General features: G+C 63.7%; 15 protein-coding genes and 1 tRNA gene. 5 read left to right on the top strand and 11 right to left on the bottom strand.

Annotated features, from left to right (window positions below; genetic code table 11):
• Positions 1-127: 127 nt before the first annotated feature.
• From def to truA, 3 genes are all read left to right on the top strand, one after another.
• Positions 128-655 (top strand): peptide deformylase, encoded by a 528-nt coding sequence (def, locus tag GWE18_RS19435; protein ID WP_057852571.1) that lies wholly within the window; start codon positions 128-130, stop codon positions 653-655.
• Positions 656-797: 142 nt separating this feature from the next.
• Positions 798-1,733 carry a methionyl-tRNA formyltransferase gene (fmt, locus tag GWE18_RS19430; protein WP_275187313.1) on the top strand — a complete coding sequence of 312 codons (936 nt, stop codon included), beginning with the start codon at positions 798-800 and terminating at the stop codon, positions 1,731-1,733.
• A gap of 121 nt (positions 1,734-1,854) precedes the next feature.
• Complete coding sequence (gene truA, locus GWE18_RS19425) at positions 1,855-2,592, top strand: tRNA pseudouridine(38-40) synthase TruA (protein ID WP_275187312.1); 738 nt, start codon at positions 1,855-1,857, stop codon at positions 2,590-2,592.
• A 156-nt stretch (positions 2,593-2,748) separates the two neighbouring features.
• Here truA and dapE read toward each other — a convergent pair whose 3' ends face one another.
• From dapE to rpmH, 11 genes are all read right to left on the bottom strand, one after another.
• Positions 2,749-3,903, bottom strand: a complete 1,155-nt coding sequence (dapE, locus tag GWE18_RS19420; RefSeq protein WP_275187311.1) for a succinyl-diaminopimelate desuccinylase — start codon at positions 3,901-3,903, stop codon at positions 2,749-2,751.
• Positions 3,896-4,513, bottom strand: a complete 618-nt coding sequence (locus GWE18_RS19415) for a DUF805 domain-containing protein (protein ID WP_275187310.1) — start codon at positions 4,511-4,513, stop codon at positions 3,896-3,898. Before GWE18_RS19415 ends, dapE begins: the two co-directional genes overlap by 8 nt.
• Before the next feature lie 196 nt (positions 4,514-4,709).
• On the bottom strand, positions 4,710-5,555 hold the full coding sequence (gene dapD / locus GWE18_RS19410; RefSeq protein ID WP_275187309.1) for a 2,3,4,5-tetrahydropyridine-2,6-dicarboxylate N-succinyltransferase: 846 nt from the start codon (positions 5,553-5,555) through the stop codon (positions 4,710-4,712).
• A gap of 244 nt (positions 5,556-5,799) precedes the next feature.
• The gene (locus GWE18_RS19405) at positions 5,800-6,498 is read right to left on the bottom strand and encodes a pyrimidine 5'-nucleotidase (protein WP_275187308.1); all 699 of its coding nucleotides are present in this window, start codon (positions 6,496-6,498) and stop codon (positions 5,800-5,802) included.
• Positions 6,499-6,653: 155 nt separating this feature from the next.
• The gene (locus GWE18_RS19400; RefSeq protein WP_275187347.1) at positions 6,654-7,640 is read right to left on the bottom strand and encodes a DUF1036 domain-containing protein; all 987 of its coding nucleotides are present in this window, start codon (positions 7,638-7,640) and stop codon (positions 6,654-6,656) included.
• 203 nt (positions 7,641-7,843) lie between these two features.
• Complete coding sequence (gene argB / locus GWE18_RS19395) at positions 7,844-8,740, bottom strand: acetylglutamate kinase (protein ID WP_057852525.1); 897 nt, start codon at positions 8,738-8,740, stop codon at positions 7,844-7,846.
• A 265-nt stretch (positions 8,741-9,005) separates the two neighbouring features.
• Positions 9,006-9,377 (bottom strand): DUF423 domain-containing protein, encoded by a 372-nt coding sequence (locus GWE18_RS19390; protein WP_275187307.1) that lies wholly within the window; start codon positions 9,375-9,377, stop codon positions 9,006-9,008.
• Entirely contained in the window at positions 9,377-10,027 is a 651-nt protein-coding gene (gene yihA, locus GWE18_RS19385; RefSeq protein WP_275187306.1) for a ribosome biogenesis GTP-binding protein YihA/YsxC, read from the bottom strand. Before yihA ends, GWE18_RS19390 begins: the two co-directional genes overlap by 1 nt.
• Before the next feature lie 138 nt (positions 10,028-10,165).
• Positions 10,166-12,043, bottom strand: coding sequence for a membrane protein insertase YidC (yidC, locus tag GWE18_RS19380; RefSeq protein ID WP_275187305.1), 1,878 nt, complete (start codon positions 12,041-12,043; stop codon positions 10,166-10,168).
• A 20-nt stretch (positions 12,044-12,063) separates the two neighbouring features.
• Positions 12,064-12,408 carry a ribonuclease P protein component gene (rnpA, locus tag GWE18_RS19375; protein WP_275187304.1) on the bottom strand — a complete coding sequence of 115 codons (345 nt, stop codon included), beginning with the start codon at positions 12,406-12,408 and terminating at the stop codon, positions 12,064-12,066.
• A 25-nt stretch (positions 12,409-12,433) separates the two neighbouring features.
• Positions 12,434-12,568, bottom strand: a complete 135-nt coding sequence (rpmH, locus tag GWE18_RS19370; protein WP_008542748.1) for a 50S ribosomal protein L34 — start codon at positions 12,566-12,568, stop codon at positions 12,434-12,436.
• 414 nt (positions 12,569-12,982) lie between these two features.
• Between rpmH and GWE18_RS19365 the strand changes: the two genes are divergently transcribed.
• Positions 12,983-14,455, top strand: a complete 1,473-nt coding sequence (locus GWE18_RS19365) for a HAMP domain-containing sensor histidine kinase (protein ID WP_275187303.1) — start codon at positions 12,983-12,985, stop codon at positions 14,453-14,455.
• 263 nt (positions 14,456-14,718) lie between these two features.
• Positions 14,719-14,795, top strand: a tRNA-Arg gene (locus GWE18_RS19360).
• The last annotated feature ends 45 nt before the right edge of the window (positions 14,796-14,840 follow it).

Raw genomic sequence — 14,840 nt, 5'->3', positions numbered from 1 at the left:
CGGCTTAAATCGCGCGCAGGACACCAGCGTGATCCGGAAAAGCGGAAGCCGGTTTTCCGAAAGATCATGCTCAAACAAAGAGATGAATCTTGATCCGGTTCGCATCGGATCATGGTTCGGAAAAATCATGGCCATCAGAGAAATCATCATCCTGCCGGACAAGCAGTTGCGGCTCGTTTCCAAACCCGTCGAAAAGGTGACGACGGAAATCCGCAAGCTCGCCGACGACATGTTCGAGACCATGTACGACGCGCCCGGCATCGGGCTGGCGGCGATCCAGGTCGCGCAACCCTTGCGGCTGATCACCATGGACCTCGCCAAGAAAGACGAGAACGGCGAAACCAAGCCGAAGCCCCGTGTCTTCATCAACCCGGAGATCATCTCCTCCTCCGAGGAATTGTCGGTCTACGAGGAGGGCTGTCTCTCGATTCCCGAATATTATGAGGAAGTCGAGCGTCCGGCGCGGGTGCGTATCCGCTTCACCGATCTCGACGGCAAGGTGCACGAGGAAGACGCCGACGGGCTGTTCGCCACCTGCATCCAGCACGAGATCGACCATCTCAACGGCGTGCTGTTCGTCGACTATCTGTCGAAGCTGAAGCGCGACCGCGTGTTGAAGAAGTTTACCAAGGCCGCCAAGCGCGCGGCGGAGTAAATTCGCAAATTCTCTCAGCCGTCATGCTCGGGCTTGTCCCCGGCATCCACGCCTTCCTTTCTCGCTGCGCCAAAGACGTGGATGGCCGGGACACGCCCGGCCATGACGATTAAACTCCGGCTAACGCAGGTAATCTCTCGTCATGCCACTTCGCCTGATCTTCATGGGCACGCCAGATTTCGCGGTGCCGACGCTGCTGGAGCTCGTCGCCCACGGCCACGAGGTTGTGGCCGTCTATACCCGCGCGCCGAAGCCCGGTGGCCGTCGTGGACTGCAATTGCAGCCGACCCCGGTCGAGCATGAGGCGCGCCAGCTCGGCATTCCCGTGCTGACGCCCGCGACCTTGAAGACGTCGGAAGCGCTCGCCGAATTCCGTGCGCACAATGCCGATGCGGCCGTCGTGGTCGCCTATGGCATGATCCTGCCGCAAGCGATTCTCGACGCGCCGCGCTACGGCTGCTTCAACCTGCACGCCTCGCTGCTGCCGCGCTGGCGCGGCGCCGCGCCGATCAATCGGGCCATCATGGCCGGCGACGCCGAGAGCGGCGTGATGGTGATGAAGATGGATGTCGGCCTCGACACCGGCGATGTCGCGATGGCGGAACGCCTGGCGATCACGGACAGCATGACGGCGGCCGACCTGCACGACGCGCTGGCGCCGCTCGGCGCCGACCTGATGGTGCGCGCGATGGGCGGGCTTGAGCGCGGCGGGCTGCAACTCACCAAGCAAAGCGAGCAAGGCGTGACCTACGCCGCCAAGATCGACAAGGCCGAGGCGCGGATCGACTGGAAGCGGCCCGCACGAGAAGTGCTGCGGCATATTCACGGCCTGTCGCCGTTTCCCGGCGCCTGGTGCGAGATCGCCGGCGAGAACGAGCCGGCGCGGATCAAGGTCCTGCGCTGCGAACCGGCTGATGGTTCTGGCGCGCCGGGCGAGGTGCTCGACGACCGCCTGACCATTGCCTGCGGCGGCGGCGCGATCCGGATTCTGGAACTGCAGCGCGAAGGCAAGGCGCGGATGAAGGCCGCGGACTTCCTGCGCGGTACGCCGCTGAAGACTGGCGCGCTCCTTTCTTGACACTGTCATACCCCGCGAAGGCGGGGTATCCAGTACGCCGCGGCGTTTGAAGTTGAACCGAAACGCCGCGGCGTACTGGATCATCCGCTTTCGCGGATGATGACAGCCGGATTGGATTGAGATGCCCCGCTACAAGCTCATCATCGAATATGACGGCACGCCGTTCTCCGGCTGGCAGATCCAGGACAACGCGCCGACGGTGCAGGGCGCGCTGGAAACGGCGGTGAAGGCCATCTGCGGCGAGTCCGCGCGGGTGCATGGCTCGGGCCGCACCGACGCCGGCGTGCACGCGCTGGGACAGGTCGCGCATTGCGATATACAGAAGCCGTTTCCGCCGGGACGCCTGCGCGACGGGCTGAACGCGCATCTGCGGCCGCACCCGATCGGCGTGCTCAGTGCGGAAATCGTGCCCGATGATTTCGAAGCGCGCTTCTCCGCCATCAGGCGGCATTATCGCTACCGCATCACCAACCACCGCGCCAACCTCGCGCTGGATATCAAGCGGAGTTGGCGCGTGCCGCGCCATCTCGATACCGATGCGATGGACGCCGCGGCCAAAAGACTGCTCGGCAAGCACGATTTCACGACCTTTCGCGACACCGAATGCCAGGCGAAATCGCCGGAGAAGACGCTCGACCAGCTCGATGTCATAAGAAATGGCGACGCGGTTTCGATCCTCACTTCCGCGCGCTCGTTTCTGCACAGCCAGGTGCGCTCGATGGTGGGCTCGCTGGTATGGGTCGGCGAAGGCCGCTGGAGCGCCGATGACCTCGCCGCCGCGCTCGCCGCCCGCAACCGCGCCGCCTGCGGCCCCGTCGCCCCGCCGGAAGGATTATATCTGGTGCGGGTGGAGTATTAGGCGGCAGCTTCCCTTAACCTCGCCCCGCTTGCGGGGAGAGGTCGGATCGCTCTTGCGATCCGGGTGAGGGGTACAGGTCCACCAACCGCACACGACTCGCTGAGAGAGCCCCTCACCCCGACCCTCTCCCCGCAAGAGCGGGGCGAGGGAGAAGAGCTAGGCAAAATACCGTTCCAGCACGCCCCGATAAATCTGCGTCAGCTTCTCCAGATCGGACACCGGCGTGCGCTCGTCGATCTGGTGCATGGTCTGGCCGACCAGGCCGAACTCGATGACCGGGCAATAGCTAGAGATGAAGCGCGCGTCGGAGGTACCGCCGCTTGTCGAAAGCTCCGGCTTGCGGCCCGTCACTTCCTCGATCGCACTGACAGCGAGGTCGGTGAAGGCGCCGGGCTTGGTCACGAACACGTTGGAGTTGGAATATTCCCACACAATGCGGGCGCGGATGCGGTTGCCGCAGGCCTTCGCCAGCCGTTCCTCGACCAGCGCGCGCAACGTCTCCTGCGTATGATTGTCGTTGAAGCGGATGTTGAACTTTGCGCGCGCCTGGCCCGGGATCACATTGCTCGCAGCGTTGCCGACGTCGACGGACGTGAATTCGAGATTGGAGGCCTGGAACTGCGCGCTGCCGTGATCGAGCGGCTCGTCGGAGAGCGCCACGATCAGCCGTGAAATGTCCGGCACCGGGTTCGACGCGCGGTGCGGATAGGCGACATGGCCCTGCACGCCATCGACATAGAGCGTGCCGGATTGAGAGCCGCGGCGGCCGATCTTGATGCAGTCGCCGAGCACTTCGACATTCGAGGGCTCGCCAAGCACGCAATGATCGAACTTCTCGCCGCGCTCGGCGCACCACTTCAGAAGCTTGATGGTGCCGTTGACGGAAATGTCTTCCTCGTCCCCGGTGATCAAAAACGAGATCGAGCCTTTCGGCTTGCCGCTGACGTCGGCGAGATATTGCAGCACCGCGGCGACGCTGCAGGCGATGCCGCCCTTCATGTCGACCGCGCCGCGGCCGTAGAGGAAGCCATCCTTGATGTCGCCGGAAAATGCGCCGTGGCTCCATGCGGCCTCATCGCCCGCCGGCACCACGTCGGTGTGACCGGCAAAAGTGATATGCGGCGCTTCAGTGCCGATGCGGGCGTAGAGGTTGTCGATGTCTGATGTGCCGGGCTCGCCGAAGGTCACCCGGTGCACCACGAAGCCGGCGTCTTTCAGGAGCCGCTCGAGGACGCCGAGCGCGCCGGCATCGGCAGGGGTGACAGACGGGCAGCGGACGAGGTCGCGGGTGATGGAAACGGCGTCATTCATAGCCCGGCTTAACACGCCAAACCGGCGGCGGACCAGCCTTGTGCGGCACCATTTCGATCTCGCTCTGCTGGTCCCAGGGCGGACGCGTATCGCGTGGCGGTTTCGGCGCCAGCGGGTCAGGCCCGAACCGGTTAGTCCTTCGCGAGCCCTTCAAACAGTACATCTCAACGAAGCCCCACAGGCAGAGAACGAACGCGGCAATGGCTAGCGGCAGGTCGGCATAGGAATCGGGAAGCCGCTCTGCAAACTGATTGTACAGGCCGGGCACCGCGAAGAACGGCACCATCCACCAGCCGCTCTTGTCGCGGTCATGCAGCCGCTTGATGGAGGTCGCGAAATAGACCCACATGAGCAGCGACGTGCCGAGCAGTTTGATCAAGAGCCGGGGGAGGTCGGCCAATGTTGGGGATCGATACGCGTCGGGGTCCACCAGCTTGAAGAGGTCCGTGGCCCCGAAATGGAAGGATGCGGGGCCGCCGAACAGGCTATGGATCGCAACGATTACCACCCCCACAAACATCATCAAGCCCAGCAGGACCACCCCCGCGAGCCACAGCTTGGCGCGATTGATACGGCCGTCGAAGCGAAACAGGTACCAGGTCCAGTCCATGCGCAATGCTCCGGAGGGCGGCAGCCCGCGGTCTGGTCATTCGTCGCTGATATCTGATCTAAGGTTCGAACCGGCTGTTTTCGCCGGCCGGGGCTTCATCCTTTGAGCGCGCCAGCGCGCTCCTCAGAATGAGGTCTCAGACCCTCATGATGAGGAGCGCGGCAATGCCGCGCGTCTCGAACCACGTGGCCGTGCTCTAGTCCCGCAGCAGCTCGTTGATGCTGGTCTTGGCGCGGGTGCGCTCGTCGACGCGCTTGACGATCACGGCGCAGGCGGTGGACGGGCCGGGCTGGCCGTTCTTCAGCGGCTTGCCGGGCAGCGCACCGGGAACCACGACCGAGTACTCCGGAACTTCGCCGATAAAGGTTTCGCCCGTCTCGCGGTCGACGATCTTGGTGGAGGCGCCGAGGAATACGCCCATCGCCAGCACGGCACCCTTGCGCACGATCACGCCTTCCGCCACTTCGCTGCGCGCGCCGATGAAGCAGTCGTCCTCGACGATCACCGGCTCGGCCTGCAGCGGCTCCAGCACGCCGCCGATGCCGACGCCGCCGGAAATATGCACGCGCTTGCCGATCTGCGCGCAGCTTCCGACCGTGGACCAGGTGTCGATCATCGTCGCTTCATCGACATAGGCGCCGAGATTGATGAAGGACGGCATCAGCACGACGTTGCGGGCGATGAAGGCCGACCGGCGCACGATCGAGCCGGGGACTGCGCGAAAGCCCGCGTCGCGAAAACGGTTCTCGCCCCAGCCCTCGAACTTCGAGGGCACCTTGTCCCACCACGACGCCTTGCCGGGGCCGCCGGGAATTTGGCCCATATCGTTGAGGCGGAACGACAGCAGCACTGCCTTCTTCAGCCACTGATTGACCTTCCACTTGCCATCAGCCTCGCGCTCGGCAACCCGCGCCTCTCCCTTGTCGAGCAGTTCGAGCGCATGATCCACGGCCTCGCGAACCTCGCCCTTGGTCGAAGTCGAAATGCCGTCTCGGGCATCGAAGGCGGAGTTGACGGTGGATTCGAGCGCGGACAGGGACATCGGGATTTCCTCGGGGGAGAGCGGATTATCGGGCAAAGTCGAAGGGCTTTTTCGGTATTTGGGCAGAGAGAGTCAAGGCGGGATGTCGTCCCTGCGAAAGCTCCCCTCCCTCGTCGTTCCTGCGAACGCAGGGACCCATAACCACAGGCACCGGTTGTTGAACGGGATGTCTGCCAGAGAGCCCTTTACCAACGGCCGCGGCGTATGGGTCCCTGCGTTCGCAAGGACGACGGAGAGAGTGGATCTACTTTACGCTCAACCTCTCCAAAAACCCCGTCAGATCATCCGTCACATGATCGACGTAGGCCGCATCCCGGCCTTCCATCTCCCAATCCTCGCGCACCACTTCCTTGGCGCCATCAGGCACCACCAGCACCGTTGTCATGCCGAGCTGGTGCGGCACCACGAGGTTGCGGGCGAGGTCCTCGAACATCGCCGACCTCAGGGGATCCACGCCATGGACGCGCAGGAATCTGTCGTAGGTCTGCGGCGCCGGCTTCGGCTCCAGCTCGGCTGCAATGATGTCGAACACCGCCTCGAAATGCTCGCCGATGCCGAGCCGTTCCAGCACCGCGCCGGCATGGTCGGTCGAGCCGTTGGTCAGGATCAGCTTGCGGCCCGGAAGTTTTGCGATCGCCGCGCCCATCGCCGGGTTCGGCTCCAGCGGCGAGTGATCGATCCGGTGTACGTAAGCCAGATAATCGTCGGCGCGCACGCCGTGCTCGGTCATCATGCCGCGCATGCTGGTGCCGTAGCGGCGGTAATAATCCTTCTGGATCACGCGAGCTTCTTCCGCGGATATTTTCAGGAACGCGCTGATGAATTCGCCGATCCGCGCGTCGACCTGCTGCCAAAGATTGACGTGATGCGGGTAGAGCGTGTTGTCGAGATCGAACACCCAGGTGTCGATATGGCTGAAGGCGCGGGGGGAGTTGGTTTTCATCTGCTATCTCAACCGGTCGTCCCTGCGAACGCAGGGACCCAAACTCCGCGGCGGTTATTGGTGTACACGGTGCGTGTTGCCTTTGGTCTTGGGTAACTCAGTTCGGTGGTTATGGGTCCCTGCGTTCGCAGGGACGACGATGGAATTGTGACTCATCACGGCATCGCAAATCGCAGCGTCTTGCCGCCGCTGCTCATGTCGACCGGCGCAAAGCCGATTGCCGCAAGTCCGCGGGTGCCGCAATCGCCCTGTTCCGATATCTCGAACTTGCTCTCGCGCGTGCAGAGCTCTTTCGGGCCGCCCCAGTTCAACGGCCTGTTCCGGTATTTGACAGCGCGGTTTTCTCCATCGACGGCTTCGGCAAAGCTGTAGACCTGCCTGGGCTGGCCGGTCACATCGGGATGCAGGCATTTGCCGGAATCGATGCGGTACCAGCCGCGGCTGGTCACTGCCTTGCCGTCGTCGGTGGCGACCGCCGCCATGATCTTGTGCGGCGTGTCGTTGCACCAGGTCAGCCCTGTGGAGGAGGGCTTTTGCACGGCCTCGATCATGGCGGTGAAGAAATTCTGCGACTGCACGATTTCGGCCGAAAGCCCGCGGCTCTTCAGGAACGCCAAAAGCGCGGCCTGCGTCTTCGGTCCGTCGACGCCGTCGATCGGCGCGGCGTCATAGCCCGCGATCACCAGCAGCCGCTGGATGCCGGCCAGCCGCGCCTGCTCGTCGTCATATTCGGAGTCCTCGGCGAGGTAGGCGACAAGGTTGCCGTCATCGGTCCGCGTCGGGGTGATTTGCGTGAACGGCGCCGGTGTCTGCCCGCTGCGGCACTGGCGCGCGGCGGCGATGACGAAATTCTCCGGCGCGATGCACAGCGTATCGTTGCCGTTCTGCGGGATCGGAGAGGCGCCGTAGACACTGAGCGCGCGCGCGTTCAACAGGATGCGGTCGGCGGTCAGCGCGCCCTGCAGCACCACGCGGCAGGCGGCCGGATCGATCCGGAACCAGCCCCGCGTCGCCGTCGCCGCTTTGTCGTCGATGCCGATCGCGGCTTCGACCACATAGCTCATGCGGTTGCAGAGTTTTAGGTCGGCAAACGCGGGCAGGGAGGAGACGAATAGCGAGAGCACCGCGGCCGGCAGTGACATCAGAATGCGAGTGAGGGCGGATCGAAGCTGTGGCTTCGTTCTCCGCTCGTCATGCCCGGGCTTGACCCGGGCATCCACGTCTTTCTTTCCGCCGGGAGCAAACAAGTCGTGGATGGCCGGGCGTAGGCTAGCGGAAGCGACGCCGTCCTTCGGACGGCTATGCCCGGCCATGACGGCCTCTGTTCGCCTCGCCGCTTTGCTCATCACTTGTGGATCAGCGTGCCGGTGCCCTGATTGGTGAACAATTCGAGCAGCACCGCGTGCTGCATCTTGCCGTCGATGATGACGACGCCCTGAACGCCCTGTTCCAGCGCGTAGATGCAGGTCTCGACCTTCGGGATCATGCCGCCGGAAATGGTGCCGTCGGCGATCAGTTTTCGCGCATCCTTCACCGACAATTCCGGTATCAATTTCTTCGACTTGTCGAGCACGCCGGGAACGTCGGTCAACAGCAGCAGCCGCTTGGCCTTGAGCGCACCGGCCACCGCGCCGGCAAAGGTGTCGGCGTTGACGTTGAGCGTGTGGCCGTCATGCGAGGTCGCCAGCGGCGCCAGCACCGGGATCAGCTCGTAGCCGATCAACTGGTTCAACAGCGTGAGATCGACCTTGTCGGGATCGCCGACGAAGCCGAGGTCGATCGCCTTTTCGATGTTGGAATCCGGATCGACCATGGTGCGCGACGTCTTCGACGCCTTCACCATATTGCCGTCTTTGCCGGAGAGGCCGACGGCCTTGCCGCCGGCTTCGTTGATGTAGCCGACGAGCTGCTTGTTGACCGAGCCCGCCAGCACCATCTCGACGATCTCGATGGTGGCGGCATCGGTGATGCGAAGCCCGGCGGCGAATTCCGACTGGATGCCGAGCCGCTTGAGCATGGTCGCGATCTGCGGCCCGCCGCCATGCACCACTACCGGATTGATCGCGGTCTGCTCTAGCAGAACGATGTCGCGCGCGAACGCCTTGGCGGTCTCCTCCGCGCCCATGGCATGGCCGCCGTATTTAATGACGATGGTTTCCTCGTCATATTGCTGCATATGCGGCAGCGCCTCGGACAGGATGCGGGCCTGATCGAGCGGGCTGATATTCTGCGCTGATGTCATGAAGCGGGTCTCGCCATTGCGGATGTCGGGCCGGGTTCTATCCGATTGGCGGGCAGGGCGCAAAGTTGCTTTCTTCCTTCTCCCCCTGTGGGAGAAGGTGGCATAGGCGGCCCTTGGCCGCCGTCTCTTAGAACGCCGATGCTTCGCATCGGCTATGGCGCCGGATGAGGGGTTCTTTCCGCGGAGACAGACCCCTCACCCGTCTCGCCGCCGCTTCGCGGCGTCGATCCACCCTCTCCCACAAGGGGAGAGGGGAAGAAAGAGATTACCCCCGCTTCGGCCAGGCGGCTGCTACCGCCAGCGCCAGCCAGCTTGCGATCAACAGCGTCCCGCCGGTGGGTGCGGCCATTGGGAAGAGGCCATGTCCCGCATAGTGGCGCAGCGTCACGTCACCGGCAAACAGGCTGGCCGCGAGAACGAAGCCGAAAGCCGCTGCGATCCCGATTTTCGCTTGCACGATGCCGCGCTCGGCCAACGCGACGGCGCCCAAAACAGCGGTAGCATGAAACAGCAGCATCGAGGACGCGGACACCAACCGCGACGCGTCCGCGCCATGGGCCGAGGCCGCCGCCAGCATGACGCCGTCGGCGCCCATGATGGCGGCCAGCACGATCAGGATGCGGCCGGCGCGGGCCATCAGGCGCGCTCGCCGAGCAGGCGCACCATCGCGGCGCGCAATTCCGGCATGCCGGCGCCGGAGCGCGAGGACGTCACCAGCACTTCCGGAAACGCGGCCGGGTGCTTGGCGAGCGCCGTCATGGTCTCACTGATGTGCTTTTCCAGCTCGAGCGGCTTCACCTGGTCCGCCTTGGTCAGCACCACCTGATAGCTCACAGCGGATTTATCCAGCGTCTTCAGCACGTCCTGGTCGACATCCTTGATGCCGTGGCGCGCGTCGATCAGGACGTAGACCCGCGCCAGCGTGGCACGTCCCAAGAGGAACTGATGAATCAGCTTGGTCCAGGAGGCGACCTTGGTTTTCGGCGCCGAGGCGTAGCCATAGCCGGGCATGTCGACCAGCCGCAGCCCGGACTTGTCAGGCCCTTCGAAGAAGATCAGTTCCTGGGTGCGGCCCGGCGTATGCGAGGTGCGCGCCAGCGCATTGCGGCCGGTGAGCGCGTTGATCAGGCTCGATTTACCGACATTGGAGCGGCCGGCGAACGCCACTTCCATGCCTGCCATCGGCGGCAGCGTTTCGATCGAAGGCGAGGCCCAAACGAACTTCCATTCGCCGGCGAAGAGTTTTCGTCCCTCTTCGATCAGCTTCGCATCAGTCTCGGCGGTCATGCGAAGGTTCTTTCCTGGCCGTCATTGCGGGACAGCGCGGCGCTTCCTCTTCCGTCATTCCGGGATGGTGCGTAAGCACCAGACCCGGAATCTCGAGATTCCGGGTTCGATGCTTTGCATCGCCCCGGAATGACGGCATCATGTCTTCTCGACGGCCTTCTTGGGCGCGAACGTCGCCTTGATGTTGTCGAACAGCTCCACCTTCACGCCGTTCTTGCGCATGATGTAGCTCTGCTGCAGCACCGAGAGCAGGTTGTTCCAGGCCCAGTAGATCACCAGACCCGCCGGGAAGCCCGCCAGCATGAAGGTGAAGATCAGCGGCATCCAGTCGAAGATCATCTTCTGGGTCGGATCCGGCGGCGTCGGGTTCAGCTTCATCTGGAACCACATCGTGATGCCCATGATGATCGGCCAGACGCCGAGCGCGAGGTAAAATCCGATTACCGGTATGTGCGTCGGATCGAAGGGCAGCAGACCGAACAGGTTGAACAGGTTGGTCGGGTCGGGCGCCGAGAGGTCCTTGATCCAGCCATAGAACGGCGCGTGGCGCATTTCGATGGTGACGAACAGCACCTTGTAGAGCGAGAAGAACACCGGGATCTGCAACGCGACAGGAAGGCAACCGGCGATCGGGTTGATCTTCTCCTTGCGATAGATCTCCATCATCTCCTGCTGCTGCTTCTGACGGTCGTCGGGATAGCGCTCCTTGAGCGCGGCCAGTTGCGGCTGCACCGACTTCATCTTCGCCATCGAGGCGTAGGACTTGTTGGCGAGCGGGAAAAACAACAGCTTCACCAGCACCGTCACCAGCAGGATGGAGACGCCGAAATTGCCGACCAGGTGGAAGAAGTAATCGAGCGCCAGGAACATCGGCTTGGTGATGAAGTAGAACCAGCCCCAGTCGATCAATAGATCGAAATGGTTGAGCCCGAGCTGCTTGTTGTAGCCGCCATGACCGGCGAGCGGGAAGTTGATGCCGACGACACCGGCTTCCTTGGCCCCGGCGAACAGGCGCGCATTGGCGCTGCCGGTGCCGCCGATCGCGATCGTCTGCGGATCCTGCAGGTAATCGGCTTGATAACGAACTTTGGCGCCCGGTTCAGCGAGGAAGCGAGCCTTGAGGCGCGCCGACGTGTCGGGCAATAGCGCCGCAGCCCAATATTTGTCGGTGATGCCGAGCCAGCCATTCGTGATGTTGAACTCGAAGCCCCGCCCGCCATTGCCCAGAACAGGCGCCTCGGCGACGGCCTTGTAACCGTGTTCCTGCAGGCCCTTTTCGCCGAGATAGCCGATCAGGCCTTCATGCAGGATGTAGTAGCCGGAGACTTCCGGCGTGCCGTGCCGAGAGATGAGGGCGAACGGATAGAGCGTCACCGGCGCACTGCCGACATTGGTGACGTCGTCCTTGACGGTGAAGAGATAGCGGTCGTCGATCGCAATGGTGCGGCGGAACGTAAGGCCTTCGCCATTGTCCCATTTCAGTGTCACCGGCTTGTCGGGCGTCAGGCTGCCGGAGCCCTCCTGCTGCCACACAGTCTCGCGGTCGGGAAGCCGCGCTGTTGAGCCCGAGGCCGCGACCCAGCCGAACTCCGCATAATAGGGATGCGCCGTGTTCGATGGCGAGAACAGCACGATCGCGGGCGATTTGGGATCGACGGTATCGCGGAATTTCTCCAGCGACAGGTCGTCAACGCGCGCGCCCTTCAGCGAGATGCTGCCCGAAACCCGCGGTGTCTCGATCTTGATGCGGGGCGAGGCAGTGATCGCGGCATCGCGGCTGACGACGGGCGCGGGCGCGCCCGGCTGGCCGGCTGGCGTCGTGGCTGATGGCGCCGAGCCTGGTTGTGGCGTGGTCGATCCCGGCGCCGTTTGCGGCGCCGGCTTGGAGAGTTCGGCCTGGGTCTGGCTTTGCGCGCGCTGCCGCTCCATCTGCGGCACGTTGTAGAAATACTGCCAGGCGATCAGCACAAGGCCGGACAGAATGACGGCGAGGATGGTGTTGCGATTGTCGGTCATCGTTTTTGAGGTCTCGCCATTCAATTCTGATGTTTGGTCGGCTGCCGGTCGAGGCGATGCAGCGCCGAGCGGAGATCGTCGAGCATGGTTGCGAAGTCGCGGGTGAGCGCGGCCCGGCGGCCTACCAGCACATAATCATGGTGCGGTCGCATGGATATGACGTCCAGCCGCTTCACCAGTTCGCGAAGCCTGCGCCGGATGCGATTGCGCTCGGTGGCGGTGCCGTTTTTTTTGGTAACGGTAAAACCAATCCGGATCGGCCCGTCATCGTCGCGCCGGCGGCCCTGCACCACGAAGGCAGCGCTGTTGGCCCGTGTGCCATTGGCAACGGCGAGAAAGTCCGCCCGCTGCCTCAGCCGATCCATGAATGAAATCTCCGGAAGATCCGGCTCAGGCGCTCAGACGCTTGCGGCCACGCGCACGGCGAGCGGCGAGAACCTTGCGGCCGCCGGCGGTGGCGAGACGGGCGCGGAAGCCGTGACGGCGCTTGCGCACCAGTTTGCTGGGTTGATAAGTCCGCTTCACGGGTAGTTCTCCGCTGACCGGGCAATGTGCCTGTTGGATTGAGATGCGTCCGGTGATGCGGGCCGGCCCGAAAAAGGGCCATTTACGGCCCAAACGAGCCGCCCCCGGTGGAACCGGGCCATCGCGGACAGTTGGCGCGGCTTATACGGGAGCGACCTGTTTTCGTCAATGTCGGCGGTGGCCGCGTCAGCCGTTCTTTGAAACGTCGCAATTGGGGCGAATATATCTGTTTTCGCGGGGTTTTTAGGGACGAGACGGCGGCGTACCCGGACCATCGGAACCACCGGACATTAGCGATCGGTAATTTGACCGCTCGGTGGCCCAAACGCATCCTTGGAATCACGGTAACGCACCCATGGGGTGGTGCGGCCTGGGTCCGGCGGGCTCCAAAGCAGAGAGATCAAGGCAGCTATCGTGTCAGCGACCGACCAGCCGACTCCTCAAGCGCCGCGGGCCTCGGGCCCGCGGCGGCTCGGCCTGTCCGGCAAGCTTTTGCTGCTGACCATCCCTCTCGTGATGATCGCCCTCCTGATGATCTACGTGCCTTCGATCGCGAATTTCTGGACCAACCGGCTGAACGACCGCCTCGCGGCGGCCAACACCGCCGCATTGGTGCTGGATGCCGCGCCGCTCGGCATGGTGCCGGATTCGCTGGCACGGCAGATCCTGACCAGCGTCGGCGCACGCGCGGTCGCCATCAAGATGGGGCAGCAGCGCCGGCTGCTCGCCAGCGCCGACCTGCCGGCGGCGATCGACCGCGATATCGACCTGCGGACCCTGACGGTGTGGTCCGCGATCGTCGAATCCTTTGAGACCATGCTGGACACCGGCAACCAGACCATTCGGGTGGTCGGGGCCGCGCCCGGTGGCGCGCAATTCATCGAGGTCGTAGTCGATGAAAAGCCGCTGCGGCAGGCGATGTACCGCTTCTCCGGCAATCTGCTGCTGGTCTCGCTGGGAATCGCGATGCTCGCCGCGGGGCTGGTCTACCTCGCGCTGCATTATCTGTTCGTGCGGCCGATGCGACGGCTGACCGCAAATCTCGTCGGCTTCCACGAAAACCCGGAAAGCGCGGCGCGCATCATCGTTCCGAGCCAGCGCGGCGACGAGATCGGTGTGGTGGAACGCGAATTGTCCGACATGCAGCGCGACCTCGTCTCGATGCTCTCCCAGAAGAGCCGGCTTGCCGCGCTCGGCCTTGCCGTGTCGAAGATCAACCACGATCTGCGCAATCTTCTGGCGTCCTCGCAACTGCTGTCGGACCAGCTCGCCAGCGTGCCGGATCCGCGGGTGCAGCGCTTTGCGCCGAAACTGATGCGCTCGCTGGAGCGCGCCATCGACTTCTGCCAGTCGACCCTCTCTTATGGTCGCGCCCAGGAAGCCGAGCCCGACCGCCGCATGATCCTGGTCGAGCCTGCGGTTGCAGAGGTTCGCGAATCGGCAGGCCTTGCTGCCGATGCCTCGATTACCTGGATCAGCGCAATCGAGCGCGGGCTCTCGATCGATGCCGATCCCGATCAACTGTTTCGCGTGCTGCTCAATTTGGTGCGCAACGCCGCGCAGGCGCTGGAAAGCGCCAAGGGCGACGCGACGGCATTGCAGATCCGCATCACCGGTCGGCGCGAAGGCTCGGTCGCCATTATCGAGGTCTCCGACACCGGTCCCGGCGTGCCGGCGAAGGCGCGCGAGCATCTGTTCGAGGCGTTCCAGACTTCCAACCGCTCCGGCGGCAGCGGGTTGGGCCTTGCGATCGCCGCCGAACTGGTCCGCGCCCATGGCGGCGACATCCATCTGGTCGAAGGCACCATAGGCGCCACCTTCCGGATCTCAATTCCGGACCGCCCGGTGGAACTGCAGAGCGTCCGCAACGAGCGGGCGCGGGCCTAAGGCGTGGCTATTTCCGCGTCATTCCGGGGCGATGCGAAGCATTAAACCCGGAATCCCGATGTGATTGCAGGGAGATTCCAGCTTCCCGCTGCCGTCCGCCACGGAATGACAGCAGGTTAACCGCCTCGGACTTGCCGGTCAGAACCTGCTTTCGAGACCTTGCAAAGCGAGGCCGGAGCGGGTAGCTAAAGCGCTCTTTCGCGACCGTCCGAGCCTTTATCGGATGCATCCGGGCCCCTGAGGCCCAAATGCCAAGCGAAAACGCGCCCGTAGCTCAGCTGGATAGAGCACCAGACTACGAATCTGGGGGTCAGGAGTTCGAATCTCTTCGGGCGCGCCAGCACTTAGCCACTACTTACCGTGCAAAAATTATTGGTCTTTTACG

Source organism: Bradyrhizobium sp. CSA112, assembly GCF_029051645.1.
Taxonomy (GTDB): domain Bacteria; phylum Pseudomonadota; class Alphaproteobacteria; order Rhizobiales; family Xanthobacteraceae; genus Bradyrhizobium.
This window is presented reverse-complemented; position numbering and strand designations above follow the sequence as displayed.

What these genes read in the sequence shown, in the direction of transcription:
- dapE (WP_275187311.1), bottom strand. Translation starts at nt 3,903, where the DNA reads ATGAATGACGCCGTTTCCATCACCCGCGACCTCGTCCGCTGCCCGTCT.
- def (WP_057852571.1), top strand. Translation starts at nt 128, where the DNA reads ATGGCCATCAGAGAAATCATCATCCTGCCGGACAAGCAGTTGCGGCTC.
- dapD (WP_275187309.1), bottom strand. Translation starts at nt 5,555, where the DNA reads ATGTCCCTGTCCGCGCTCGAATCCACCGTCAACTCCGCCTTCGATGCC.
- argB (WP_057852525.1), bottom strand. Translation starts at nt 8,740, where the DNA reads ATGACATCAGCGCAGAATATCAGCCCGCTCGATCAGGCCCGCATCCTG.
- GWE18_RS19415 (WP_275187310.1), bottom strand. Translation starts at nt 4,513, where the DNA reads ATGGACTGGACCTGGTACCTGTTTCGCTTCGACGGCCGTATCAATCGC.
- yidC (WP_275187305.1), bottom strand. Translation starts at nt 12,043, where the DNA reads ATGACCGACAATCGCAACACCATCCTCGCCGTCATTCTGTCCGGCCTT.
- GWE18_RS19400 (WP_275187347.1), bottom strand. Translation starts at nt 7,640, where the DNA reads ATGTCACTGCCGGCCGCGGTGCTCTCGCTATTCGTCTCCTCCCTGCCC.
- rnpA (WP_275187304.1), bottom strand. Translation starts at nt 12,408, where the DNA reads ATGGATCGGCTGAGGCAGCGGGCGGACTTTCTCGCCGTTGCCAATGGC.
- yihA (WP_275187306.1), bottom strand. Translation starts at nt 10,027, where the DNA reads ATGACCGCCGAGACTGATGCGAAGCTGATCGAAGAGGGACGAAAACTC.
- truA (WP_275187312.1), top strand. Translation starts at nt 1,855, where the DNA reads ATGCCCCGCTACAAGCTCATCATCGAATATGACGGCACGCCGTTCTCC.
- fmt (WP_275187313.1), top strand. Translation starts at nt 798, where the DNA reads ATGCCACTTCGCCTGATCTTCATGGGCACGCCAGATTTCGCGGTGCCG.
- GWE18_RS19390 (WP_275187307.1), bottom strand. Translation starts at nt 9,377, where the DNA reads ATGGCCCGCGCCGGCCGCATCCTGATCGTGCTGGCCGCCATCATGGGC.
- GWE18_RS19405 (WP_275187308.1), bottom strand. Translation starts at nt 6,498, where the DNA reads ATGAAAACCAACTCCCCCCGCGCCTTCAGCCATATCGACACCTGGGTG.